The 24,577-nt window shown below is 72.4% G+C and carries 27 protein-coding genes; 15 read left to right on the top strand and 12 right to left on the bottom strand.

Going from position 1 to position 24,577, the window contains the following annotated elements:
* Window positions 1–13 precede the first annotated feature (13 nt).
* Entirely contained in the window at window positions 14–502 is a 489-nt protein-coding gene (locus EV684_RS13320) for a YgjP-like metallopeptidase domain-containing protein (RefSeq protein ID WP_132647779.1), read from the bottom strand.
* Window positions 503–517: 15 nt separating this feature from the next.
* The gene (locus tag EV684_RS13315; RefSeq protein ID WP_132647778.1) at window positions 518–754 is read right to left on the bottom strand and encodes a hypothetical protein; all 237 of its coding nucleotides are present in this window, start codon (window positions 752–754) and stop codon (window positions 518–520) included.
* 162 nt (window positions 755–916) lie between these two features.
* On the opposite strand from EV684_RS13315, the gene yiaY reads away from it, so the two are divergent.
* Window positions 917–2,068, top strand: a complete 1,152-nt coding sequence (gene yiaY / locus EV684_RS13310; RefSeq protein WP_132647777.1) for an L-threonine dehydrogenase — start codon at window positions 917–919, stop codon at window positions 2,066–2,068.
* An 84-nt stretch (window positions 2,069–2,152) separates the two neighbouring features.
* Here yiaY and EV684_RS13305 read toward each other — a convergent pair whose 3' ends face one another.
* From EV684_RS13305 to EV684_RS13260, 10 genes are all read right to left on the bottom strand, one after another.
* The gene (locus tag EV684_RS13305) at window positions 2,153–2,464 is read right to left on the bottom strand and encodes a hypothetical protein (protein WP_132647776.1); all 312 of its coding nucleotides are present in this window, start codon (window positions 2,462–2,464) and stop codon (window positions 2,153–2,155) included.
* A 41-nt stretch (window positions 2,465–2,505) separates the two neighbouring features.
* Window positions 2,506–3,351, bottom strand: coding sequence for a S8 family serine peptidase (locus EV684_RS13300; RefSeq protein ID WP_132647775.1), 846 nt, complete (start codon window positions 3,349–3,351; stop codon window positions 2,506–2,508).
* A gap of 21 nt (window positions 3,352–3,372) precedes the next feature.
* Entirely contained in the window at window positions 3,373–4,833 is a 1,461-nt protein-coding gene (gene rng / locus EV684_RS13295; RefSeq protein WP_132647774.1) for a ribonuclease G, read from the bottom strand.
* Window positions 4,834–4,906: 73 nt separating this feature from the next.
* Complete coding sequence (locus EV684_RS13290) at window positions 4,907–5,518, bottom strand: Maf family protein (RefSeq protein ID WP_132647773.1); 612 nt, start codon at window positions 5,516–5,518, stop codon at window positions 4,907–4,909.
* A 128-nt stretch (window positions 5,519–5,646) separates the two neighbouring features.
* A complete protein-coding gene (gene rlmH, locus EV684_RS13285; RefSeq protein WP_132647772.1) occupies window positions 5,647–6,117 on the bottom strand; it encodes a 23S rRNA (pseudouridine(1915)-N(3))-methyltransferase RlmH in 471 nt (156 codons plus the stop codon).
* Between the two features lies 1 nt (window position 6,118).
* Window positions 6,119–6,778, bottom strand: coding sequence for a ribosome silencing factor (rsfS, locus tag EV684_RS13280; protein ID WP_132647771.1), 660 nt, complete (start codon window positions 6,776–6,778; stop codon window positions 6,119–6,121).
* Window positions 6,779–7,399 (bottom strand): nicotinate-nucleotide adenylyltransferase, encoded by a 621-nt coding sequence (nadD, locus tag EV684_RS13275; protein ID WP_132647770.1) that lies wholly within the window; start codon window positions 7,397–7,399, stop codon window positions 6,779–6,781.
* Entirely contained in the window at window positions 7,396–8,322 is a 927-nt protein-coding gene (gene hemF, locus EV684_RS13270) for an oxygen-dependent coproporphyrinogen oxidase (protein ID WP_132647769.1), read from the bottom strand. Before hemF ends, nadD begins: the two co-directional genes overlap by 4 nt.
* Window positions 8,319–9,572 (bottom strand): phosphoribosylamine--glycine ligase, encoded by a 1,254-nt coding sequence (gene purD / locus EV684_RS13265; protein WP_132647768.1) that lies wholly within the window; start codon window positions 9,570–9,572, stop codon window positions 8,319–8,321. The genes hemF and purD overlap by 4 nt, the downstream gene beginning before the upstream one ends.
* Window positions 9,569–10,294 carry a YebC/PmpR family DNA-binding transcriptional regulator gene (locus EV684_RS13260; protein WP_132647767.1) on the bottom strand — a complete coding sequence of 242 codons (726 nt, stop codon included), beginning with the start codon at window positions 10,292–10,294 and terminating at the stop codon, window positions 9,569–9,571. Before EV684_RS13260 ends, purD begins: the two co-directional genes overlap by 4 nt.
* 210 nt (window positions 10,295–10,504) lie before the next feature.
* Between EV684_RS13260 and EV684_RS13255 the strand changes: the two genes are divergently transcribed.
* The 14 genes from EV684_RS13255 to EV684_RS13190 all read left to right on the top strand — a co-directional run bounded on the left by EV684_RS13255 (window position 10,505) and on the right by EV684_RS13190 (window position 24,569).
* A complete protein-coding gene (locus EV684_RS13255; RefSeq protein WP_132647766.1) occupies window positions 10,505–12,025 on the top strand; it encodes a helicase HerA-like domain-containing protein in 1,521 nt (506 codons plus the stop codon).
* 84 nt (window positions 12,026–12,109) lie between these two features.
* A complete protein-coding gene (locus EV684_RS13250) occupies window positions 12,110–13,525 on the top strand; it encodes a sensor histidine kinase (RefSeq protein WP_132647765.1) in 1,416 nt (471 codons plus the stop codon).
* On the top strand, window positions 13,522–14,193 hold the full coding sequence (locus EV684_RS13245; protein ID WP_132647764.1) for a response regulator: 672 nt from the start codon (window positions 13,522–13,524) through the stop codon (window positions 14,191–14,193). Before EV684_RS13250 ends, EV684_RS13245 begins: the two co-directional genes overlap by 4 nt.
* Before the next feature lie 476 nt (window positions 14,194–14,669).
* A complete protein-coding gene (locus tag EV684_RS13240; protein ID WP_132647763.1) occupies window positions 14,670–16,502 on the top strand; it encodes a methanol/ethanol family PQQ-dependent dehydrogenase in 1,833 nt (610 codons plus the stop codon).
* An 88-nt stretch (window positions 16,503–16,590) separates the two neighbouring features.
* Window positions 16,591–17,484, top strand: coding sequence for a methanol oxidation system protein MoxJ (gene moxJ, locus EV684_RS13235; RefSeq protein WP_200222342.1), 894 nt, complete (start codon window positions 16,591–16,593; stop codon window positions 17,482–17,484).
* Window positions 17,481–18,035, top strand: a complete 555-nt coding sequence (gene moxG / locus EV684_RS13230; RefSeq protein WP_242478524.1) for a cytochrome c(L), periplasmic — start codon at window positions 17,481–17,483, stop codon at window positions 18,033–18,035. Before moxJ ends, moxG begins: the two co-directional genes overlap by 4 nt.
* Entirely contained in the window at window positions 18,032–18,307 is a 276-nt protein-coding gene (locus tag EV684_RS13225) for a methanol dehydrogenase (RefSeq protein ID WP_132647762.1), read from the top strand. Before moxG ends, EV684_RS13225 begins: the two co-directional genes overlap by 4 nt.
* Window positions 18,308–18,407: 100 nt before the next feature.
* Entirely contained in the window at window positions 18,408–19,424 is a 1,017-nt protein-coding gene (locus EV684_RS13220) for an AAA family ATPase (protein WP_132647761.1), read from the top strand.
* Entirely contained in the window at window positions 19,421–20,317 is an 897-nt protein-coding gene (locus EV684_RS13215) for a DUF58 domain-containing protein (RefSeq protein ID WP_200222341.1), read from the top strand. The genes EV684_RS13220 and EV684_RS13215 overlap by 4 nt, the downstream gene beginning before the upstream one ends.
* A gap of 210 nt (window positions 20,318–20,527) precedes the next feature.
* Window positions 20,528–21,469, top strand: a complete 942-nt coding sequence (locus EV684_RS13210) for a hypothetical protein (protein ID WP_132647759.1) — start codon at window positions 20,528–20,530, stop codon at window positions 21,467–21,469.
* Complete coding sequence (locus EV684_RS13205; RefSeq protein ID WP_132647758.1) at window positions 21,462–22,439, top strand: vWA domain-containing protein; 978 nt, start codon at window positions 21,462–21,464, stop codon at window positions 22,437–22,439. The genes EV684_RS13210 and EV684_RS13205 overlap by 8 nt, the downstream gene beginning before the upstream one ends.
* The gene (locus tag EV684_RS13200) at window positions 22,430–23,011 is read left to right on the top strand and encodes a hypothetical protein (RefSeq protein ID WP_132647757.1); all 582 of its coding nucleotides are present in this window, start codon (window positions 22,430–22,432) and stop codon (window positions 23,009–23,011) included. Before EV684_RS13205 ends, EV684_RS13200 begins: the two co-directional genes overlap by 10 nt.
* Complete coding sequence (locus EV684_RS13195) at window positions 23,011–24,024, top strand: vWA domain-containing protein (RefSeq protein WP_132647756.1); 1,014 nt, start codon at window positions 23,011–23,013, stop codon at window positions 24,022–24,024. The genes EV684_RS13200 and EV684_RS13195 overlap by 1 nt, the downstream gene beginning before the upstream one ends.
* The gene (locus EV684_RS13190) at window positions 24,021–24,569 is read left to right on the top strand and encodes an SRPBCC family protein (protein WP_132647755.1); all 549 of its coding nucleotides are present in this window, start codon (window positions 24,021–24,023) and stop codon (window positions 24,567–24,569) included. The genes EV684_RS13195 and EV684_RS13190 overlap by 4 nt, the downstream gene beginning before the upstream one ends.
* Window positions 24,570–24,577 lie beyond the last annotated feature (8 nt).

Genomic DNA, 24,577 nt, shown 5'->3' with positions numbered 1-24,577 from the left:
GCGTCCCGGGCGATCAGAGTTCGCGTGCCGTCAGCCACAGCCGCAGCTCGAACTCCAGCGTCGGATAGTCCGGCTCCATGTGGCGGCACAGGGCGTAGAAGGCCTTGTCGTGCTCGCGCTCCTTCAGGTGCGCGAGCTCGTGCACGGCGATCGTGCGCAGGAAGTCGGCCGGGCCGTCCTTGAACAGCGCGGCGATGCGGATCTCGCGTTTGGCCTGCAGCCGCCCGCCCTGCACACGCGACACCGCGGTGTGCGTGCCCAGCGCGTTCTTCAGGACGTGCAGCTTGGGGTCGAAGACGACCTTGGCCAGCGGCGGCGCGCTCTTCATGTAACGCGCCTTCAGCGCGCAGACGTAGTCGTAGAGCTCGCGCTCGTTGCGCACCGGCGAAGGCTCGGGGTGGCGGCGCGCGACGTAGTCGGTGAGCCGGCCTTCGGCGATCAGCAGGCGCACCTGCGCCAGCAGTTCGGGCGCGTAGCCCTGCAGGTACTTCAGCTCGGGCACCGGATCGGCGGCGGCTCAGCAGCGGCCCGAACGCCGGCTGCGCGGCTGCAGCTTGTCGAGCTCGGCGAACTGCTGCTTGAGCAGCAGCATCAGCGCGCGCGCCTGGTCGACCGGCAGGCTGAGGCAGGAGCCGGCGGCACCGTCGTCGCGCGCCGGGCGCGGCAGCACCAGCGCGTCGACGCCGATCTCGATCAGGCCCTTGTCGTGACGCAGGGACTTCAGGCGCTGCACTTCGATGTCGTAGGTCTTCACGCGGGATGTCGGTTGATCGTCGAAACCGGGATTGTCAGCGCAGGCCGCGGACAAACCCGGAGGGCAGCTTCGTTACCCCGCCGAAATTGACGCGAGTCAGTTGGACTATCGTGCGCTCGCCCGAGAGTTCGCCCGCCTTCCCAACATCCGAGGAGCCCGGACATGGCCACTTCCACCTTCTTCATTCCCTCGGTCAACCTGATGGGCGCAGGCTGTCTGCGCGACGCCGTCAAGGCCATCCAGTCGCACGGCTGGCGCAAGGCGCTGATCGTCACCGACCTGCCGCTGGTGCGTGCCGGCCTCGCCGGACAGGTCGTCGAGCGCCTGGGCGAACAAGGCATCAGTGCGGTCGTCTTCGACGGCGTGAAGCCCAACCCCAACGTCGCCAACGTCGAGGCCGGCCTGGCGCTGCTGCGTGCCGAAGGCTGCGACTTCGTGATCTCGCTGGGTGGCGGCTCGCCGCACGACTGCGCCAAGGGCATCGCGCTGGTGGCGGCCAACGGCGGCTCGATCGCCGACTACGAAGGCCTGGACCGCTCGGCACGGCCGCAGCTGCCGCTGGTGGCGATCAACACCACCGCCGGCACGGCCAGCGAGATGACGCGCTTTTGCATCATCACCGACGAGACCCGGCACGTGAAGATGGCCATCGTCGACCGGAACGTGACGCCGGTGCTGTCGGTCAACGACCCCGAGATGATGGCCGGCATGCCGCCCGCGCTGACCGCCGCCACCGGCATGGACGCGCTGACGCACGCCGTCGAGGCCTATGTCTCGACCGCCGCGACGCCGATCACCGACGCCTGCGCGCTGCAGGCCGTGACGCTGGTCTCGCGCCATCTGCGCGCCGCGGTGGCCGACGGCCGCGACATGGCCGCACGCGAGCAGATGGCCTACGCCGAACTCCTCGCCGGCATGGCCTTCAACAACGCCTCGCTGGGTTACGTGCACGCGATGGCGCACCAGCTCGGCGGCTTCTACGACCTGCCGCACGGCGTCTGCAACGCGATCCTGCTGCCGCACGTGCAGGCCTTCAACGCCAGCGTCGCTGCGGCGCGCCTGGGCGACGTCGCGCGTGCGATGGGCGTGCACACCGCCGGCCTGGACGACGCCGCAGCGGCCCAGGCCTGCGTGCAGGCGATCCGCCGCCTGTCCAAGGACGTCGGCATCCCGGCCGGCGTCGGCCCGCTGGGCGCAAAGGAAGAAGACATCCCGACACTGGCAGCCAACGCGATGAAGGACGCCTGCGGGCTGACCAACCCGCGCACGCCGAGCTTCGAGGAGGTGTGCGCGCTGTTCCGGGCCGCGCTCTAGGCGCTTGGCGCGCGGCCGCAAGGCCTCGTGCACCGGGTCCGGGCCGGGTTCGGCCGCCGCGCGACGGCTCGTCCCCGGCAGCGGTCAGCGGGCCGGTGCGGTGGCGAGAGGCCGCCGCATCGCGGCGGCGTGCACGAACTCGACGCCCTGCAGCGCCTGCAGGCGGTGCAGCGCCTGTTCGACGCCCCGCCAGGTGGGTTCGAGATCGATGGTGAACAGCGTGGCCATCGCAGGATTCGCGCTGCCCGGGAACACGACATTCACCGCCGCGGCGGTCGCCAAGCCGTCTTCCACCAGGGAGGCGCAGATCCGGTCGAGTTCGCGCCGCTGCTGGAACTGGGACCTCGGTTCGGCCCCCGATTCGGCAAGCTTGACAGTAATGGTTTCTCTAGCCACGGCCGCTCCAGATCGTCATGTAACCTCGTGCAAGAACGCCGTCAAGCACGGCCGAGCGTCAGCGGGCCGCCCCAGCGCACGCAACCGGCCCCGAGATCATCGTTTCTCTGCGTCTGCCCGGGGCAGCGGCGCAACGGTAGCCTGTCACGAAGCGCCGGCCCTCGCACCGCCTCCGTCGCCGCGACACGCGCCGCCACGGCCGAGACGAACGGAGCGGCCATCGACGTGCCCGACAGCGGAGCATAGGGCGCGGCCCCGACGGCGGGGGATGGCCCTGTCGGCACCGTGGACCAGACCTCCACGCCCGGCGCGACGAGCGCCAGATGCGGCCCGGCATTGCTGAAGCCAGCCTTGCGGCCGCCGGAGTCGATGGCGCCCACCGCGATCACGCCATCGAGATGCGCCGGGTAGTTCGGCCGGCTTCCGTCGTCGCCGTCGTTGCCCGACGCCGCGACGACGAGCACGCGCGCGGCCAGTGCCTGGCGGATCAGCAGTTCCTCCGCAGGATCGAAATCGGAGCCGCCCAGGCTCAGGTTGACGATCGGTGCACGGGCGAACGCGCTGCCCAGGGCGCGGTAGTAGGCCGTGGCATCGTACTGGCGTCCCAGGCCCTTGAAGACCAGCAGGCGCGCGTTGCTGGCACCGCGCATGCCCGCCGGAGGCTGCCCCGCGCCGGCGAGGATGCCGCAGACGTGCGTTCCGTGCTGCTGGAAGTCCTCGTCGGACTCGCCGTTGCAGCAGTTGACATAGTCGTCGATCGCCGCGGCAAGGTCGGGATGGCTTCGGTCGACGCCGGTGTCGACGACCCCGACCTGGATCGACGACGCGCCGCTGGGCGTGCGCGCACGCACGACCGTCGCGTCGAACAGCACGACGATCGGGCGCACCGTCGGCGCCGGCCCCGTGGGCTACATCAGCACGATGTCGTACTGCTCCGGATTCATCGTCGCCTCGGCCGCGAGCGAGATCGGCTTGCCGATGAACTCCGACAGCCCGGCGATGTGGCCGCTCTCCTCGTCGAGCAGCATCTCGACGACGGCCGCGCTGGCGATGACGCGGAACTCCTTCGGATTGAACTGCCGCGCCTCGCGCAGGATCTCGCGCAGGATGTCGTAGCAGACGCTGCGCGCGGTCTTCACCTGGCCGCGCCCCTGGCAGGTCGGGCAGGGTTCGCAGAGCATGTGCGCCAGGCTCTCGCGCGTGCGCTTTCGCGTCATCTCGACCAGGCCGAGCTGCGTGAAGCCGCTGACCGTGGTGCGCGTGCGGTCGCGAGACAGCTGCTTGCGCAGCTCGGCCAGCACCGCCTGCTGGTGGTCCTCGCGCACCATGTCGATGAAGTCGGCGATGATGATGCCGCCCAGGTTGCGCAGCCTGAGCTGGCGCGCGATCGCGCCGGCGGCCTCGAGGTTGGTCTTGAAGATCGTGTCCTCGAAGTTGCGCGCGCCGACGAAGCCGCCGGTGTTGACGTCGACCGTCGTCAGCGCCTCGGTCTGGTCGACGATCAGGTAGCCGCCGCTCTTCAGGTCCACGCGCCGCGCCAGCGCCTTGGCGATCTCCTCCTCGATGTTGAAGAGGTCGAAGATCGGCCGTTCGCCGCGGTACAGGTCCAGCTTGCGCACCGCACCCGGCGTGTAGCTGTCGCCGAAGGCGCGCAGCGCCTCGTACTGCAGCCGCGAGTCGATGCGGATGGTCTGCGTGGCCTCGCTCGTCAGGTCGCGCAGCACACGTTCGGCCAGGCTCAGGTCCTGGTGCAGCAGCGTGCCGGGCGGCTTGCTGTGCGCACGCTGGCGGATCGCCGCCCAGGTCTTGCGCAGGTAGGCGATGTCGTCGGCGAGCTCGGCATCGCTCGCTTCCTCGCCGTTGGTGCGCAGGATGAAGCCGCCGCCGTCGCTGCCGGCCAGCGCCTGCATGCGCGAGCGCAGCTGTTCACGCAGCTCCGGGCCGCCGATCTTCTGCGAGATGCCGATGTGGTCGTCGTGCGGCAGGAAGACCAGCATGCGCCCGGCGATCGAGATCTGCGTCGACAGCCGCGCACCCTTGGTGCCGATGGCGTCCTTGATGACCTGCACGGTCAGCGTCTGGCCTTCGAAGACCTGGCGCTCGATCGGCGGCAGCGGCGCGTCGCCGCGTGTCGTCGGGTGGCCGAACAGGTCGGCGACGTGCAGGAAGGCGGCGCGATCCAGGCCGATGTCGACGAAAGCGCTCTGCATGCCCGGCAGCACGCGTGCGACCTTGCCGAGGTAGACGTTGCCGACCAGCCCCCGCTCGAGCGTGCGTTCGACGTGCAGCTCCTGCACCGCGCCGTTCTCGACGATGGCCACGCGCGTTTCCTGCGGTGCCCAGTTGATGAGGATGTCCTGCGTCGCCATGGGGCGCAGTCTAACGAGGCGCCGGGGGCGCCGCGTGGATGGGGCTACGCGTAGCGCGCGGTGGCCTTCACGCTCAGGGCGCGGTGGCGACACCGGCTGCCGCCAGCAGCGCGCGTGTCTCGAACAACGGCAGCCCCATGATCCCCGAGTAGCTGCCTTCCACGCGTTCGATCCAGGCCGAGATCGGCCCCTGGATCGCGTACGAGCCGGCCTTGCCGAACGGCTCGCCGCTGGCGACGTAGCGCGCGATCGTCGCTTCGGCCAGCGCGGCGAAACGCACCACCGAATCCGACAGCGCCAGCCGGCGGTGCGCGCCGTGCGCCACCGCGACGGCGGTGTAGACGTGGTGCTCGCCGCCCGACAGCGCACGCAGCGTCGCCGCGGCGTCGTCGGCGTCGCGCGGCTTGCCGAGGATGCGGGAGGCCAGCGCCACCGTCGTGTCGGCGCAGAGGATGGGCGCCGGCGGCAGCGCACGCGCGTGCAGCCGCGCGACGGCGGCGTCGAGCTTGGCCAGCGTCACGCGCTGCACGTAGTCGGCCGGCGCTTCGCCGTCGCGTTCGGCTTCCAGCGCCTCGGCGTCCTCGTCGGGCGCCGGCAGCAGCGGGCGGTGGGCGACACCGAGCTGATCCAGCAGCTGCGCGCGGCGCGGGCTTTGCGAGGCGAGGTAGACGAAGGTGGTGTTCATCGGGGAAAGCTGTCGTGCGCCGCCATCTTGCCCCCTCTCCCGCTCGCGGGAGAGGGTTGGGGTGAGGGCTCGTGGCGCGCGGGCCCCCTCACCCCTGCCCTCTCCCGCCTTGCGGGAGAGGGAGCCGGTCATTCGCGGTGATAGGGGTGGCCGGTGGCCAGCGTCCAGGCGCGGTACAGCGCCTCGGCGAGCAGCACACGCGCGAAGGCGTGCGGCAGCGTCAGGTCCGACAGCCGCAGCGTCTCGTCGGCGCTGGCTTTCAGCGCCGGGTCCAGGCCGTCGGGGCCGCCGATCAGCAAGGCCACGTCGCGGCCTTCGCCGCGCCAGGCCTGCACGCGCTCGGCGAGCTTGGCGGTGTCCAGCCGCGTGCCGCGTTCGTCGAGGATCACGCGGCGCACGCCACGCGGCAGCGCGGCCTCGAAGCGCGCGGCCTCGGCGGCCATGCACTGCGCGGCGGTCTTGCCACCGGCCCGCGGCTCGGCTTTCAGCGCCTTCAGCTCCAGCCGCATCTCGGGCGGGAAGCGCTTGGCGAAATCGGCCCAGGCCTCGTCGGCCCAGGCCGGCTGGCGCTGGCCCACGGCCACGACCAGCAGCTTCACCTCAGCGTGCGGTCTTGCGGGCGGCGGTCTTGCGCGCCGGAGCCTTGGCCGCCGGCTTGCGCGGCGCCGCAGCCTTCTTCGCCGCCGGCTTCTTCGGCGTCCCGACCTTCACGGTCGACACCGGCAGGCCGGCGTCGGCGTCGCGGCGCGTGGTCTTGCGCGCCGGCGTCTTGGCCGCGGTCTTCCTGGCCGCCGGGCGCGCGGCCTGGCGCGCCGCCGCCTTGTCGGCGGCCTTCTTCTTCGCCGGCTTCTTGGCGGCGGGCTTCCTCGGCTCCTCGTCCATCGGCTCGGACGCCTTGACGAGGCCGCCGCCAGTGGCCCCCAGCTTCACGCGCACCGCCTTGCCGCCCCAGATCTCCTCGAGGTGGTAGTACTCGCGGATGGCGGGCTGCATGATGTGCGCGACCGCCTGGCCGCAGTCGACGATGATCCACTCGCCGTTGTCTTCGCCCTCGGTGGACAGGACTTCCATGCCGCGGGCCTTGACGGTCTCGCGCACGCTGGAGGCCAGCGCCTTGGTCTGGCGGTTGCTGGTGGCCGTGGCGATGATCACGCGCTCGAACAGCGGCGACAGCGCCTCGGTGTTGAAGACGGCGATGTTCTGCGCCTTGACGTCTTCCAGGCCATCGACGATGGCCCGTTGCAGCTTGCGAATGTCCATTCAGCTCCCGGATGCGGCCCCGTACAGGGCGTGCTGGTCAATATAGCGTGCCACCTGCGGCGGCACCAATTCGGTGATGTCCAGGCCGCTGGCGGCCCGGCGGCGGATTTCGGTGGCCGACACGTCGACCGCCAGCGGCAGCAGCGCCAGCGCGTGCGGGTGGCGCGCCACCTCGGCGTCGGCCACCGGCGCGACACCCGGCCGCGCGGCGACGGCGAGTTCGACACGGGCCAGCAGCTCGCGCCAGCCGTTCCAGGTGTGCAGCCCGGCGTACTGGTCGGCGCCGATCAGCAGCACCCAGCGCACGTCGGGCTCGCGCCGCTGCAGCTCGCGCACGGTGTCCAGCGTGTAGCTGGGCCCCGGGCGCTCGATCTCGAGGCGGTCGACGGCAAAACGCGGTTCGCCCGCGATCGCCGCCTCCAGCATCGCGACGCGGTGCTCGGGCGCCGACAGCGCCCTCGCCTTCTGCCACGGCTGGCCGACCGGCACCCACAGCACGCCGTCCAGCGCCAGCTGTTTCATCGCCTCGTGCGCGAGCGCGACGTGGCCGCGGTGCACTGGGTCGAAGCTGCCGCCGAACAGGCCGATGCGGCGGCCGACGGCCGCGGGCGCGTTGTTCACTCGGCGAGCCAGTCGCGCGGACGCAGGAAGTCGGTGTACAGCCGCGCCTCGGGCGTGCCGGGCTCGGGCTTCGCGTCGTAGCCCCAGTGCACGACCGGCGGCATCGACATCAGGATGCTCTCGGTGCGCCCGCCGCTCTGCAGCCCGAACAGCGTGCCGCGGTCCCAGACGAGGTTGAACTCGACGTAGCGCCCGCGGCGCAGACACTGGAAGTCGCGTTCGCGCTCGCCGTAAGGCGTGTCGCGGCGCAGTCGCACGATGGGCAGCCAGGCGTCGAGGAAGGCCTCGCCGACCGAACGCACCATCGCGAAGTCGGCGTCGAAGCCGCCCTCGGCGAAGTCGTCGAAGAAGACGCCGCCGATGCCGCGCGGCTCGTCGCGGTGCTTGAGGAAGAAGTACTCGTCGCACCAGCGCTTGAAGCGCGGGTACTTGTCCTCGCCGAAGGGTGCCAGCGCGTCGCGGCAGACGCGGTGGAAGTGGCGCGCGTCGTCCTCGACGCCGTAGTACGGCGTCAGGTCCATGCCGCCGCCGAACCAGCTGACCGGCGCGCGGCCGGCGGGGAAGGCGGCGAACAGGCGCACGTTCATGTGCGTCGTCGGCACGTGCGGGTTGCGCGGGTGCATGACCAGCGACACGCCCAACGCCTCGAACGGCGAACCGGCGAGCTCGGGCCGGTGCTGGGTGGCCGTCGGCGGCAGCGCCGCGCCCTTGACGTGGCTGAAGTTGCAGCCGCCGCGTTCGATCAGCGGCCCGCCTTCGACGAGCTGGGTCAGCCCGTCGCCTTCGAGCCGGCCGCCGGCCGGGCGCTGCCAGGCGTCACGCAGGAACGGCGTGCCGTCCTCGGCCTCGACCGCGGCGACGATGCGCGATTGCAGCGCCAGCAGCCAGCGGCGCATCGCCGCCGTGTCGACGGCGGCGCTCAATGGCGGATGGCCCGGTGGCCGATGTCGTTGCGCCACTGCGCGCCGTCGAAGGCGATCGCACGCACGCCTTCCAGCGCCCGCTGCTGCGCCAGCCGCACCGAGTCGCCCAGCGCGGTGACGCAGAGCACGCGTCCGCCGCTGGTGACGGTGCGGCCGTCGACGGCCTTGGTGCCGGCGTGGAAGACGACGAGGTCCTCGCGTTCGGCCGGCAGCCCGCTGATGACGTCGCCGGCACGCGGTTCGGCCGGGTAGCCGGCGGCGGCCATCACGACGCCGAGCGCGACGCGGCGGTCCCACTGCAGCGCGACGTCGGCGAGCTTGCCTTCGGTGGCCGCGAGCAGCAGTTCGACCAGGTCGGTCTTCAGGCGCATCAGGATGACCTCGGCCTCGGGGTCGCCGAGACGGCAGTTGAACTCCACCGTGCGCGGCTGGCCCTGGGCGTCGATCATCAGCCCGGCGTAGAGGAAGCCGGTGAACGGATGCCCGTCCTTGGCCATGCCCGCCAGCGTCGGCTGGATGATCTCCTGCATCACCTTGGCGTGCACGTTGGGCGTGACCACCGGGGCCGGCGAATAGGCGCCCATTCCGCCGGTGTTGGGGCCGCGGTCGCCGTCGAAGATGCGCTTGTGGTCCTGGCTGGTGGCCAGCGGCAGCACCGTCGTGCCGTCGGCGACGACGATGAAGCTGGCCTCCTCGCCTTCCATGAACTCCTCGATGACGACACGGCCGCCGGGCACGCCCAGCATGGTGTCGATCGCGGCATGCGCCTCGTCCAGCGTCGTGGCGACGACGACGCCCTTGCCCGCCGCCAGGCCGTCGGCCTTGACGACGATCGGCGCGCCCTGCGCATCGACGTAGGCATGCGCCGCGGCGGCTTCGGTGAAGCTCTCGTAGCGCGCCGTCGGGATCGCGTGGCGCTTCATGAAGTCCTTGGCGAAGGCCTTGGAGCTTTCGAGCTGCGCCGCCGCACGCGTCGGGCCGAAGATGCGCAGCCCGCGCGCGCGGAAGACGTCGACGACGCCGGCGGCCAGCGGCGCCTCGGGGCCGACGACCGTCAGCGCCACCTTCTCGGCGACGACGAAGTCGGCCAGCGCCGCCGGGTCCGTGATCGCGACGTTGCGCAGCCGGGCGTCCGCCGCCGTGCCGCCGTTGCCCGGCGCCACGTAGACGTGCTGCACGCGCGGGGACTGCGCGAGCTTCCACGCCAGGGCGTGCTCGCGGCCGCCGCCGCCGATCACGAGAACCTTCATGCTTCGATTTCCGCGTTGTGGAAGACGTCCTGCACGTCGTCGAGGTCCTCGATGACGTCCAGCAGCTTCTGCATGCGCGCCGCGTCTTCGCCGGCCAGCGCGATGGTGTTCTCGGCGCGCATCGTGACTTCGGCGATCTCCGCCGTCAGCCCCTTGGCTTCGAGGGCGGCCTTCACGGCCTGGAAGTCGGCCGGCGAGGTCAGCACCTCGATCGAGCCGTCCTCGCCGGTGACCACGTCCTCGGCGCCGGCTTCGAGAGCGGCTTCCATCACCGCGTCCTCGTTGGTGCCGGGCGCGAAGATCAGCTGGCCGCAGTGCTTGAACTGGAAGGCCACCGAGCCTTCGGTGCCCAGGTTGCCACCGTACTTGCTGAAGGCGTGGCGGACCTCGGCGACGGTGCGCACGCGGTTGTCGGTCATGCAGTCGACGATGATCGCCGCGCCGCCGATGCCGTAGCCCTCGTAGCGGATCTCCTCGTAGTTGACACCTTCGAGGTTGCCGGTCGCCTTGTCGATGTTGCGCTTGACGGTGTCGGCAGGCATGTTGGCCGCCTTGGCCTTGTCGACCGCCAGCCGCAGGCGCGGGTTGGCGTTCGGGTCACCGCCGCCTTGGCGGGCGGCGACGATGATCTCGCGGATCACACGGGTCCAGACCTTGCCGCGCTTTTCGTCCTGGCGGCCTTTGCGGTGCTGGATGTTGGCCCATTTGGAATGTCCGGCCATGGGGGGAATCTCCTGTAGCGCCGTTCGGGGTCGGGGTGACGGAAAGTCGGCGCGCTTCCTCAGCGAAGGGCGCGATTTTAGCGGTGGGGCCTGGGTACGCCCGGCGCCCGGACGCAACGGTGGGCGCCGGGGCCGGCGCTAGACTCGCGCGACCCGCGGCGGCGCCTCGCCGGCCGCCTCGACACGAGACCAAGAACCGGGGGATCCACGATGTCCGAACCGATCCTCGTCGCCCGCCACGGCGACGTCGTCTGCGAGCTGCTGCCCGCGCTCGCCAACCGCCACGGCCTGATCACCGGCGCCACCGGCACCGGCAAGACGATCACGCTGCAGACGCTCGCCGAGAGCTTCAGCCGCCTGGGCGTGCCGGTCTTCATGGCCGACGTGAAGGGCGACCTGACCGGCATCACGCAGCGCGGCAGCGTCTCGCCCAAACTCGCCGCGGTGCTGGCCGAACGCGGCCTGGACACGCCCGAGCCCCACGCCTGCCCGACGACGCTGTGGGACGTCTTCGGCGAGCAGGGCCACCCGGTGCGCGCCACCGTCTCCGACATGGGGCCGCTGCTGCTGTCGCGCATGCTGGCGCTCAACGAGACCCAGCAGGGCGTGCTGAACCTGGTGTTCAAGATCGCCGACGACCAGGGCCTGGCGCTGCTGGACATGAAGGACCTGCGCGCGATGCTGCAGCACGTCGGCGAGAACGCACGCGACTTCACCACCGAATACGGCAACGTCAGCAGCGCCAGCATCGGCGCCATCCAGCGCGGCCTGCTGCAGATCGAGGAACAGGGCGGCGACCGCTTCTTCGGCGAGCCGATGCTGGCCATCGACGACTTCATGCAGACCGTCGATGGCCATGGGGTGGTGAACATCCTCGCCGCCGACAAGCTGCTGAACGCACCGCGCCTGTACGCCACCTTCCTGCTGTGGATGCTGTCGGAGCTGTTCGAGGCCCTGCCCGAGGTCGGCGACCTGGACAAGCCCAAGCTCGTCTTCTTCTTCGACGAGGCGCACCTGCTGTTCAAGGACGCACCGGCGGTGCTGGTCGAGCGCATCGAGCTCGTCGTGCGCCTGGTGCGCAGCAAGGGCGTCGGCGTCTATTTCGTCACCCAGAACCCGCTGGACGTGCCCGACACCGTGCTCGCGCAGCTGGGCAACCGCGTGCAGCACGCGCTGCGTGCGTTCTCCCCGCGCGACCTGAAGGCGGTGAAGGCGGCAGCCGAGACGATGCGCGCCAACCCCAAGCTCGGCGACCTGACGACGGCGATCACCGAACTCGGCGTCGGCGAGGCGCTGGTCAGCTTCCTCGACGCCAAGGGCCGGCCCTGCGTCACCGAGCGCGTCTTCGTGCTGCCGCCGGGCAGCCGCATCGGCCCGGTGACGCCGGCCGAGCGCCAGGCGCTGATCGCCGGCTCGCTGGTGGCCGGCGTCTACGAGAAGACCGTCGACCGCGAGTCGGCCTACGAACGGCTGAAGGGCCGCGCCACGACGGCCCCGGCCGCCACCGCCGGGCTGCCGCCGGGCGCGCAGGCCCCGGCGGGAGAAGGCGGCGGCCTGCTGGACGGGCTCAAGGACACGCTGTTCGGCAGCACCGGCCCGCGCGGCGGCAGGCGCGAAGGCCTGGCCGAAGCCGCGGCGCGTTCGGCGATGCGCAGCATCGGCTCGGCCGTCGGCCGCGAGCTGATCCGCGGCGTGCTGGGCTCGCTGATCGGCGGCAGCCGGCGGCGCTGAGGCTGGCTCGGGCTGATCGAGCCCGGCACCGCCTGGGGGGAAGCCCCGCCCCTGTGGCCCCGGAGGCGGGCCCACACTCGGGCCATGCAGCGCATCGACTCGGGGTTTGCAGGCGCCGGCACCGGCGGTGAGCGCCAAGGCCAGGGCAGGCAGGCCACGATGACGCTGAAGGCGCGGCTGGCGTGGATCGTCGTCCTGCTGATGTCGGCGCTGGTGCTGTCCTACAGCCTGGCGCTGTACACGACGATGGGCGCGCGGGCCGGCGCCGAGACCGAAAGCGCCCGTCCCTGGCTCCTGGCACTGCTGCCCGCACGGATGGACGGGGCTCGCGACGAAGCGGACGCGCTGCGCGAGCTGGTGGCACTGGTCGACGGCATGTCGGGCATCCGGCACGTCCGCATCGAACTGCACGCGGCCGACGGCCGCCTGCTCGCGCGCACCCCGGGGCACCAAGGCACGCTCGCGGCATGGCTGCGCGGCGACGGGCTGGCCGGCGAGCCGATGCGCAAGCCGGTGACCCTGGACGGGCGGCCCATCGCATTCTTCGACGTCGCACCCGACGGCGCCGACGAGTTCAGCGAGATGTGGGCCGACTTCCTGCGCAGCTCGCTGATCGTCGTCGTGCTGTCCGCGCTGGCCGGACTGGCCATCGTGGACTTGACGCTGCGGGCCTTTGCGCCGGTCGAGCGCATCCGCGGCGCGCTGCGCCGCTTCGGCCGCGGCGAGCAGGGCACGCGCCTGGAGCGCTTCGGCAGCGCGGAGATGGAGGAGATCGCGACGGCCTTCAACCGCATGGCCGGCGAGATCGAGAGCGCTCAGGCGCAGCGCCAGGCGCTGCTGCGCAAGCTGCTCGACCACGAGGAACGCACCCGGCGTTCGGTGGCGCAGGAACTGCACGACGACCTGAGCCCCTATCTCGTGGCGCTGCAGCCGCTGGGCCACCTGCTGCGGGAACGTTGCGCACGCGGCACGGAGCTCCAGGATGTCGCCGAGATCGCCCGCACGCTGGTGTCGCACCAGTCGACGATGCTCTCGAAACTGCGCGGCATCCTGGTCGGCCTGCGCCCGCCGGAACTGGAGACCATGGGCCTGCGCGGAGCCATCGAGCAGCTCGTCGCGCAGCGCGGCAGCGAGGCCGGCGGCCGGGCGCGCATCGAGCTGACGATCGCGGGTGACTGGCAGAGCTTCGGCCCGGTGCTCGACTGCAACCTCTACCTGATGATCCAGTCCTGCCTGAGCGAGGCGCTGCGGCAGCCCTCGACGCGCCGGGTACGCCTGCACGTCGCACACGAGCACGAGGCCATCGAGGTCCTGCTGCAGTGTGACGGCGAGTGCGCGCCCCCGGACGCGGGACGCGAGGCCCCGGAGGGCATCGGCGTGCACGAGCGCTGCATGGCGCTCGGCGGACGCTTCGACGGGCCTGCGCCGGCCCAGGGCGGCTGGCAGCTGCGCATCCATCTGCCGTCGGGCGCGCCGCACCACCAGGGAGCCATCGCATGAATGAACGCTCGATCCGCGTGCTGATCGTCGACGACCACGCGGTGGTGCGCTCCGGCTACCGCACCTTCCTCGAATGCATGGGCGGCTTCGAAGTCGTCGCCGAGGCCGAAAACGCCGCCGAGGCCTACGCGCAGTACAAGCGCTGGTCGCCCGACATCGTGATCATGGACATCATGATGCCGGGGGCCAGCGGCATCGACGCGAGCCGGCGCATCCTCGCTTTCGACCGCGACGCGCGCATCCTCGTCTTCTCGATGTACGCGGAGCCCATCGTGATCCGCCAGGCGCTGAGCCTGGGCGTGCGCGGCATGCTCAGCAAGGACAGCGCGCCGGAACAGCTGTGCGAAGCGGCGATGGCCGTCGCACGCGGCCAGCGTTATCTCGGCGGAGATCTCGCAATGTCGCTCGCATTCACGCCCCGCACACCCCGCGAGGCGATTGTCGAAAAACTCTCCGGACGCGAGTTCGAGATATTCCAGATGCTCGTCAGCGGCGCCAGCATCGAAGATATTGCAGAGGCCTTGAGCCTGAGCGCGAAGACCGTCGCGAATCGTCTCTCGCAAATCCGCCAGAAACTCGAAGCGGGCTCCGACATCCAGCTCGTGAAAATGGCCGCGGCGGCCGGCATCGTGCCCTGGATCGCCTCGCCGGGGCAGGCCGGCGACTGACGCGCGCCGCCCGCCGCGCCCCTCGGCGACCGCAGCCGCCAAGGCCGCGGCCACCGCCGGCACCTTGCAGGGCCGGCGCCACCCGGCGCAAGACATGTCGCCGGGAGGGGCATCGCGGGAGGCCTGTTGTTCGCCTTTCGAACACTCTGTGCCAATCATGCAGCGAGGCGCTCGAAAATCGATACAGGGCGCCCGGAAATATTCCCGGAAGCGGCCCTCGAGCGCCGTTCGCTAGGGGTATCCACGCCCCGCCGCCGGGATTTTTGCCCGCCTTTCCTGTGATTTCCTCCCTGCGGCCCCGGGATGCGCTCCCTAGCTTCCTCCGCGACGCCCTTCCTAGAATCAATTCGCCACCCGCCGTGCGCCCCCTCGAAATTCCCTGCGGGGAATATCAGGAATCCTCCCGGCGGGTATAGCCAGGACCCGCCGGCGCCCCTGGATCGGCACGCGAAAACCACCGTCAAGAGGAGACATCGATGAACGATTCCGAAGCGCGACGCGGCGACCGGCGGTGTCCGGCCGGACCGGGCCGCCTCGCCTGGGCGGCACACCTGGCGCTCGCCGCAGGGGCCGCCGGCGCCTTGCACGACGCGCAGGCCAACGAGGACCTGGTGCGCCTGTCCAAGGACCACAAGCAGTGGGTCATGCAGGGCAAGGACTACGACCACAGCCACTACAGCGGGCTGTCGGGCATCAACCGCAGCAACGTCAAGAACCTCAAGGTCGCCTGGAGCTTCTCGACCGGCGTGCTGCACGGCCACGAAGGCGGGCCGCTGGTGGTGGGCGGGATCATGTACGTGCACACGCCGTTCCCGAACATCACCTACGCGTTCGACCTGAACAACCCGGACAAGATCCTCTGGGAGCACAAGCCCAAGCAGGAGGCCTCGGTGCGCGCCGTCGCCTGCTGCGACGTCGTCAACCGCGGCCTGGCCTACGGCGACGGCAAGATCTTCAAGACCCAGCTCAACGGCCACGTCGTCGCGCTCGACGCCAAGACCGGCAAGGTGGTCTGGGAGATGGAGAACTCCGACCCCAAGGTCGGCTCGACGCTGACGCAGGCGCCGATCGTCGCCGAGGACTTGGTGATCGTCGGCTCCTCGGGCGCCGAGCTCGGCGTGCGCGGCTACGTCACCGCCTACCGCATGAAGGACGGCGCCCAGGTCTGGCGCGCCTACGCCACCGGCCCCGACAGCGACCTGCTGCTGGCCGACGACTTCAACGCCCCCAACCCGCACTACGGCCAGAAGGGCCTGGGCACCGCCACCTGGGAAGGCGACGCCTGGAAGATCGGCGGCGGCACCAACTGGGGCTGGTACGCCTACGACAGCCAGTTGAAGCAGCTGTACTACGGCTCGGGCAACCCGGCGCCCTGGAACGAGACCATGCGCCCCGGCGACAACAAGTGGACGATGTCCATCTGGAGCCGCGACATCAAGACCGGCAAGGCCAAGTTCGCGTTCCAGAAGACGCCGCACGACGAGTGGGACTACGCCGGCGTCAACTGGATCGGCCTGAGCGAGCAGGTGGTCGACGGCAGGAAGCAGAAGCTGCTGACCCACCCCGACCGCAACGGGATCATCTACACGCTCAACCGCGAGACCGGCAACCTGGTGCGCGCCGACAAGATGGACCCCACGGTCAACGTCTTCAAGGGCTACGACATGAAGAAGGGGGTGCCGATCCGCGACCCCGAGTACAGCACCCGCATGGACCACGTCGCCAAGGGCATCTGCCCGTCGGCGATGGGCTACCACAACCAGGGCCACGACTCGATCGACAAGAAGCGCGAGCTGGTCATGCTGGGCACCAACATGATCTGCATGGACTGGGAGCCGTTCATGCTGCCGTACCGGGCGGGCCAGTTCTTCGTCGGCGCGACGCTGAACATGTACCCCACGCCGGGCAACAACAACAACATGGGCCAGGTGAAGGCCTACGACGTCAAGACCTCCAAGTTCAAGTGGGTCAAGGACGAGAAGTTCGCGGTCTGGGGCGGCACGACGACGACCGCCGGCGACCTGGTCTTCCACGGCACGCTGGACGGCTACATCAAGGCCCGCGACGCCGACACCGGCAACGTGCTCTGGCAGTTCAAGCTGCCCTCGGGCGTCATCGGCCACCCGGTGACCTACGAGCACGGCGGCAAGCAGTACGTCGCCATCTACTACGGCGTCGGCGGCTGGCCCGGCGTGGGCCTGGTGTTCGACCTCACCGACCCGACCGCCGGCCTGGGCGCGGTCGGCGCCTTCAAGGAGCTGCAGCAGTACACCAAGATGGGCGGTGGCCTGATGGTGTTCTCGCTCTGACGCCCCGAAGCTCCGGCCCCCGCGGCGGCACGCCGCCGCACCCCGCCGCCGGGGGCCTCCAGCGCCGCAAGGCGAACGAGGAGAAGAGATGCAAGGACGATCACTCGGCCATGTCGCCATGGCCCTCGTGATGCTCGCCGCGCAGGGCACGGCGGCGGCCGCGGACACGAACGAGCCCGTGCCGACGCTGCGCGCCTGCGCCGCCGACGACGACATGCCCTTCACCAATGCCGCCAGCCAGGGCTTCGAGGACCGCCTGGCCGCCGAACTGGCCGCCGCGCTGGGCATGAAGCTCGAACGCGTGGGTTTCGCCGACCCGCGCTACATGGTGCGCGACGGCATCGACCAGGGGCGCTGCGACGTGATGCTCGGCGCCGACGCCGGCGACCCGCGCCTGCTCACCGGCCGCCCCTACTACGCCGCCAACTACGTCTTCCTGAGCCGCGCCCAGGACCGCCTGGCGCTGCAGGACTGGGACAGCCCGGCGCTGGCGAGCGCCCGCCTGGGCGTCATCCCCGGCACGCCGGCGGAGACCATGCTCACCCAGATCGGCCGCCACGCCGACAGCTTCAACTACATGATGAGCCTGGGGGGCCACAAGGCGATGCGCAACCGCTTCGTGCGCTACGACGTCGAGAAGCTGGTGCGCGATCTCGCCGCCGGGCGCATCGACGTCGCGGTCGCCTGGGCGCCGGCGGTGGCGCGCTACGTGCGCGACAGCCCGGTGCCGCTGGCGGCGGTGCCGGTGCCCGACGCACGCAAGTCCAACGGCGAGCCGGTGCTCTTCCGCTACGAGACCGCGATCGGTGTGAAGAAGGGCAACGAGGCGCTGCTCGAACGCATCGAGGCCGCCGCGGCGCGTTATCGCCCGCGCTTCGACCAGGTGCTCGCCGAACAAGGCCTGCCCGCGCTCGGCGGCCGGCTGGCGGCGATCCCGGCGCAGACCACCGCCGCCGCGGCCGAACGGAGCACGACGCAATGAGCCGCCGCGCCGACGCCATGCGCCGCGCCCTGCGCGCCCTGGGCCTGGCCGCGGCGGCCTGGGTGCTGCCCGCGGCCGCGCAGCCGGTCTTCTACAACCTCGTCGAAGGCACGCCGCTGGACTTCAGCGACCTCGAGTACGAGGAGGAGACCGCCGCGGTCAAGACCTTCAAGCGCAGCGGCGACAACCCGTACAACGGCGACCACGGCGCGATCCGCAACGGCGAGTCGCTGTTCGCCACCGCCTGCTCGGGCTGCCACGGCCACCACGCCGAAGGCAAGCTCGGCCCCGGGCTGACCGACGACTACTGGACCTACCCGGCGAACAACACCGACCCGGGCCTGTTCTCCAGCATCTACGACGGCCTCACCGGACAGATGGGGCCGCAGAAGAACCGCCTGACGCAGGACGAGATGCTGCAGGTGATGGCCTGGGTGCGCAGCCGCTACACCGGCGACCCGGCCAGCGCCGGCTGGAGGCAGTCGGCCTCGCGCAACGCCTCGTTCCTGACCACCCGACCCCACCCGCCCACGAAGAGGAGCCCCGCATGAAGCCGCACCGCGCAATGACCGTCGCCGCCGCCTGCCTGCTGACGGCCGCCGCCGCCCAGGCCTACGACGGCACCAACTGCAAGGCCCCCGGAGACTGCTGGGAGCCCAAGCCCGGCTACCCCGAGAAGGTCGCGGGCAGCAAGTACGACCCCAAACACGACCCGGTGGAGCTGCGCAAGAACGAGGACGCCGTCAAGGCGATGGAGGCGCGCAACGCCAAGCGCCTCGAGGCGGCGCAGAAGACCGGCGTCTTCAAGTTCAAGCCCGACTGAGCCGGCCGGCGCCGCGGCGCGCCAGCCACCCGCCGGCTCGCCGCCGCGAGCCGGCGCCACCTCCTGAACGGCGGCCGCCCGCCGTCCGCCGCCCTGCCCGATGAACGAGTCCGATCTCGAAGACTGGCGCCGCCGCGCGCTGAGGCTCGAAGGCGCGATCCGCGAGGTCGTGCTCGGGATGTCGCAGGCCGTGCGCCTGACGACGGTGGCCCTGTTCGCACGCGGCCACGTGCTGCTCGAAGGCGACGTCGGCGTCGGCAAGACGACGCTGCTGCGCGCCGTGGCACGCGCCGTCGGCGGCGGCTACCAGCGCATCGAGGGCACGATCGACCTGATGCCCAGCGACCTCGTCTACTACACGCAGGTCGGCGACGACGGCCGCCCGCGTGTGCTGCCCGGCCCGCTGCTCACGCACGGCGAGCACTTGAGCGTCTTCTTCTTCAACGAGATCAACCGCGCCCGCCCGCAGGTGCATGCGCTGCTGCTGCGGCTGATGGCCGAGCAGTCGATCAGCGCCTTCAACCGCGAGTACCGCTTCCCGCACCTGAGCGTCTTCGCCGACCGCAACCGCGTCGAACGCGAGGAGACCTTCGAGCTGCCCGCCGCCGCGCGCGACCGCTTCCTGATGGAGATCCTGGTCGAGGCGCCCGACGAACCCGCGCAGCTGGAGGCGCTGATGTTCGACCCGCGCTTCCACGACACCGCGCGGCTCGTCGAGCCGGTGCCCGCCGGCCTGCTGGACCCGACGCGGCTGGAGGAACTGGCCGCACGCATCCAGCTGCAGGTGCAGGCCAGCCCGGCGCTGCGCCGCTACGGCGTCGAGCTCTGGCAGGCCACGCGCGAGCCGGCGCGCTTCGGCATCACGCTGCCCGAGGTCGAGGTCGGCGAGCTGGTGCACGCCGGCGCCAGCCCGCGCGGCATGGCGATGCTGGTGCGCGCCGCCCGCGTGCACGCCTGGCTCGAAGGCCGCGACGCCGTGGTGCCGGAAGACCTGCGCGCGGTCTTCGTCGAAACCGTCGCCCACCGCATCGCGCTGCAGCCGGTGTACGAGGCGCAGCGTGACCGGATCGCGCGGCCGCTGGCGCAGCAGATCCTGCGCCGCGTGGCGTCGCCGTGAAGCCGGGCGCACGCAGCATGGCCGGCACCGAGGAGATCGACTACCGCATCCGCTGGCGCGGCCACGACGCGCACCCGGGCGCCCACCGCTCTCGCGTCGCCGGCAGCGGCGAGGAGTTCCGCGGCGTCGTGCCGCTGGCCGAGGGGCGCGACGCCCGCCGCATCGACCTTCGTGCCAGCGTCACCGACCCCTGGGGCCGGCCCTGGGTGCGCGAGTTCCGCCAGCGCTCGCGCGTGCCAGTCGCGCTGCTGGCCGACGTCTCGAACTCGATGCGCTTCGCCGGCCACGGCGACCGGCTGGCGACCTGCGCGCGCTTCGCCCGCGCGCTCGCACGGGCGGCGTCGCGCAACGGCGACCCCTTCGCCTTCGTCGCCTGCGACCGCGGCGTGCGGCGCGAGCTGCTGCTGCCGGCGACGCTGGCGCGCCACGGCGGCGAGACCGCGGCGCGCCGCCTGGAGGCGCTGCGCGCCGAGGCCCCGCGCCCCGAAGGCGCCGGCGCCCAGGGCCTGGAGCAGGCGGTGCGCTGGCTGCCGCGGCAGCGCTCGCTGGTTTTCGTGCTGTCGGACCTGTATCTGGAGGCGGATCTGCTCGAGCGCGTGCTGCGCAGCCTGGCGGCGCACGAGCGCGTGCTGCTGCTGCTGGCCGACAGCGCCGAGCGCCAGCCGCCGGCACGCTGGGGCCTGGCCCGGCTGGCCGACCTGGAGACCGGCCGCGACCGCCTGCTGCTGCTGCGCCCGGCGCTCGCACGCCGCATGGCCGCCCGCCAGGCCGAGCGCGTGGAGCGCTGCACCCGGCTGGCGCGTCGCCACGGCGCATCGCTGCTGGTCGCCGAGGACGGGCTCGACCCGGCGGCCGTGGCACGCCACTTCCTCGGCCGCGGGGGCGGCGCATGAGCCCTCAGGACTTGTCCGGGGCTCATTCCCGCTTGGCGGGACCGGCCGCCAGGCCGAAGGGTGCCCCAGTGAGCCCTCAGGACTTGTCCGGGGCTCATCCCCGCTCGGCGGGACCGGCCGCCAGGCCGAAGGGTGCCCCATGAGCCCTCAGGACTTGTCCGGGGCTCAATCCCGCTCGGCGGGACCGGCCGCCAGGCCGAAGGGTGCCCCATGAGCTGGCGCACCGCCGTCGCCACCGCCGCCGCCGGCCTGCTGGTGCTGGGCCTGCCCGGCGCCGCCGTCGCCCAGGACGACGCCCGCCCGCGCCTGCTGCAGGTGCAGCCGCCGCGCGACAGCGGCCACCATCTGGGCGACCGGCTCGAGTACCGCGTGCTGCTGGCCTGGCCGCGCGACTGGGAGATCGACCGCGACGGCCTGACGCCGCCGGCCGGCCCGGAGCGTGCGATCGAGCTGCGCGAGCACCGCGTCGACGCCGGGCCGCACGGCTGCGGCGAGTGCCGCTGGCTGACGCTGCACTGGCAGATCTTCAAGGGGCCGCGCAGCGCCGAGGACCTGAGCCTGCCGGCGACGCCGCTGCGCCTGCGCCGCGGCGACGAGCTCGTCTCGCTGGAGCTGCCGGCCGCGGTGGTCGCGGTGTCGCCGCTGGTGCCCTGGGATTCGCGGCGCGACTGGCTCGGCAGCGTGCGCCCGGGCTGGGTCGCACGGCCTTTCGACGCCGGCGCACGCGCCGCCGAGGCGGGGGCGGCGCTGGCGCTGGCCGCCGCGGCGCTGCTCGTGCGCGCCTGGGCCACCGGGCGGCTGGCTGTCGGCCGCCCGGCCCGCCCCTTCGCCACCGCCTGGCGCGCGCTGCGCCGGCGCCGCCCCGCCGCGCAGCCCGCCGACGCCGAGGACCTGCGCCACTGGCACCGCGCCTTCGACGCCACGGCCGGCGCCACGGTCTTCGCCGACGACCTCGACGCCTTCTTCGCCGCGCGCCCGGCGCTGGCGCCGCTGGCGACGGCCTCGCGCCGCGTCTTCGAGGCTTCGCGCCGGCGTTTCTTCCTCGGCGAGCCCGAGGCCCCCGGGCCGACACGCGGCGAGCTCGTCGAGCTGCTGCAGCGCCTGGCGCGCGCCGAGTTCGAGTCCGCCGCGCGGCCCGCTGCCCATGCCTGAGCTGGACCACCCCGCCTGGCTGCTCGGCCTGACGGCGGCGCTGCTGCCCTGGTTCTGGCACGGCCAGCGCCGCATCGGCTGGGCCAGCCTGCAGGCGCTGCCGGCGGACCGGCTGTCGGCCGCGCTCGACCTCGTGCTGCGTGCGCTGGCCAGCCTGGCGCTGGCGGCCGGGGCGCTGAGCCTGGCCGGCGCCCACCTGCAGGGCGCGCCGGTGGAGCGCACCGGCACCGGCGCGCACCTCGTCGTCGTGCTCGACCGCAGCGCCAGCATGGCCGACAGCTTCGCCGGCACCGCGTCGCGCAGCGGCGAGGAGTCCAAGGGCGAGGCCGCCGCCCGGCTGCTCGACGCCTTCGTCGCGCAGCGCCCGCACGACCTCTTCGGGGTGGTGTTCTTCAGCACCGCGCCGATGCGCGTGCTGGGCCTGACCGGCGACCACGTCGGCGTGCGTGCGGCCATCGCCAGCTCGGCCGCGCGCGGCGTCGGCCTGACCAACATCTCCGCCGGGCTGACGATGGCGCTGGAGAGCTTTCGCGACCAGCCGCGCAGCGGCTCGCGCGTGCTGCTGCTGGTGTCCGACGGCGCCGCGAACATCGACGCGCGCGCGCAGCGCACGATCCGCCGTCTGTTCGAGGAGCACCAGGCCCAGCTCTACTGGATCTACCTGCGCTCGCCCAGCGGCAACAGCCCGACACGATTGCCCAGCCCCGACGCCGGCGCCGACGTCGCGCCCGAGTACTACCTCGACCGCTTCTTCAACGACCTGGGCGCCCCGTACCGGCTCTACGAGGCCGACAACCCGCGTGCGCTGGCCGGCGCGATCGAGGACGTCTCGCGGCTGCAGAACCTGCCGCTGCGTTACCTGCAGGCGCAGCCGCGGCGCGAGCTGGCGCCCTGGCTGGACACGCTGGCGCTGGCCTGCGTGCTGGGGCTGCTGGCGGCGCACGCGATGGAGCGCTCGCGGTGGCGCTGAAACCCGCCGCGGCGCTGCGCCGGTGGCTGGCACCGGCCTGCCTGGCGCTGGCCGGCCTGGCGCTGGCGGCCGCGGCCGAACGCGGCTGGAGCGGCTGGCAGCAGGCGCGCGCCAACGAGCGCATGGCCTGGGCCGAGCCGCCGCAGGACGCCGAACCGCGCGTGCTGCTGGCGCGCGCGGTCGCGCTGGAACGCCTGGGCCGCGCCGACGAGGCCCTGGCCGACTATGCCGAGGTCGAGGCCCGGGGCGACGCCGCGCTGCGCCATGCCGCGCGCGTCAACGTCGCCAACCTCTACCTGCGCCGCGGCATCGCCGTCGCACGCGAGGACGGCAACGCCGAACGGGCCCTGGTCCTGCTGCAGCTGGCCAAGAGCGGCCTGCGCCGCGCGCTGCGCGAGCGGCCCGAGGACTGGAACGCGCGCTACAACCTCGAACTCGCCCAGCGCCTGCTGCCCGACGTCGTGCCGCGCGACTGGCGCCGCTCGGGCGACGAGCCCGAGATCCCCGAGGCGATGAAACGCGACAAGGCGGCCTGGACCGAGATGGTGTCGCCGCCGCGCGGGATGCACTGATGGCGACGGCGCTGCGCGCGTGGCTGCGCCGGCGGCCCCGACTGCTGCTGGCGGCGCTGTCGGCGCTGGCCTTCGCCGCGGCCATCGCGCGGCCGGCGATCCCCTGGCCGCGCACGCTGGGCAGCACGCTGCTGGTGGTCGACATCACGCAGAGCATGAACGTCGTCGACATGCGCTGGCAGGGCCGGCCGACCAGCCGGCTGGACTACACACGCGCGCTGCTGCGCCAGCTGCTGGCCGAACTGCCCTGCGGCCACCGCGCCGGGCTGGCGGTGTTCAGCGAGCGCAAGGCGCTGATGCTGCTCGCGCCGGTCGAGGTCTGCGCGCACTACGCCGTGCTCGACGACGCGCTCGGCGGCATCGACTGGCGCATGGCCTGGGCCGCCGACAGCCACCTCTATTACGGCAGCTACTCGGCGCTGGCCGAGATCGAGCGCCGCTGGCCCGGCGGCACGCTGGCCTTCTTCACCGACGGCGACCAGGCGCCGGCGCTGTTCCCGGGCCGCGAGCCGCGCTACGAGCGCCACGCCGGCAGCCCGGCCGGCGTGCTGTTCGGCGTCGGCGGCGACACGCCGCAGCCGGTGCCGCGGCTGGACGCCGACGGCCGCGTCGCCGGCTACTGGACCGAGGAGGAGGCGGCGGGCTTCGCCAGTGCCGGCGCGCCGACGCTGTCGGTGGCCGACATGGAGCGCATGGCGCAGGGCGCCGACGTGCGCAACCAGTCCCAGCGCCCGGCCGACGCCCCCGCCGGCCACCTGTCGGCGCGCAACGACACCGCGCTGGCCGCCGTCGCGCGTGCCGCCGGGCTGCGCCACGTCACCGCCCGCGACCCGGGCAGCGTGCTGGAGGCGTTGCTGGCCCTGCCCGGCACGCAACGCACGACGCAGCGCCTCGAACTGCACGGCGCGCTGGTCGCGCTGGGCGCGCTGGCGCTGCTCGCCAGCCTCGTTCCCGCCCGCCGGCCGCGCGCCGCCGGGCTGGCCTCCCCGCTTGCCAAAGGCACGACACCATGAACCCAAGACTGCACATCGCCTCGCGCGCCGCCGCCTGCACCCTGCTCGGCTGCCTGGCGCAGGCCGCCCTGGCCCACGGCCCCACGCCGCAGAAGATCGACGAGCAGGTCGAAGTCGCCGCGCCGCCGGCCGCGGCCTGGGCCCTGGTCGGCGATTTCACGCGTTTCGCCACCTGGCATCCGGGCCTGGCGGCGAGCACGGCCGACCGCGGCAACAGCGTCGGCTCGCGGCGCACGCTGACGCTGGCGCGCGGCGGCACGCTGACCGAGGAGCTCGACGAGCGCCTGGACGGCGAGATGTCGATGAGCTACCGCTCCGGGCGCGATCTCGACCCGGCGGTGCTTCCGGTGGGCTCGTACTCGGTGCGCCTGCGCGTGCTGCCGGCCGGCAGCGGCAGCCGCATCGAGTGGCGCGCGCGCGCCTACCGGGCCGACAGCGGCAACGAGCCCGCCGAAGGCCAGGACGACGAGGCCGCGGTGACGGCGCTGCGCGAGTTCATCCGCCCGGCGCTCGCCGCGGCACGCGAGCAGCTGCAGCCGCGCTGAGTCCGTCG

The sequence above is a fragment of the Rubrivivax gelatinosus genome, assembly GCF_004340905.1.
Classification (GTDB): Bacteria; Pseudomonadota; Gammaproteobacteria; order Burkholderiales; family Burkholderiaceae_C; genus Rubrivivax; species Rubrivivax gelatinosus.
Note: the sequence above shows the minus strand (reverse complement) of the source record. Positions and strands in the feature narration are given on the sequence as shown.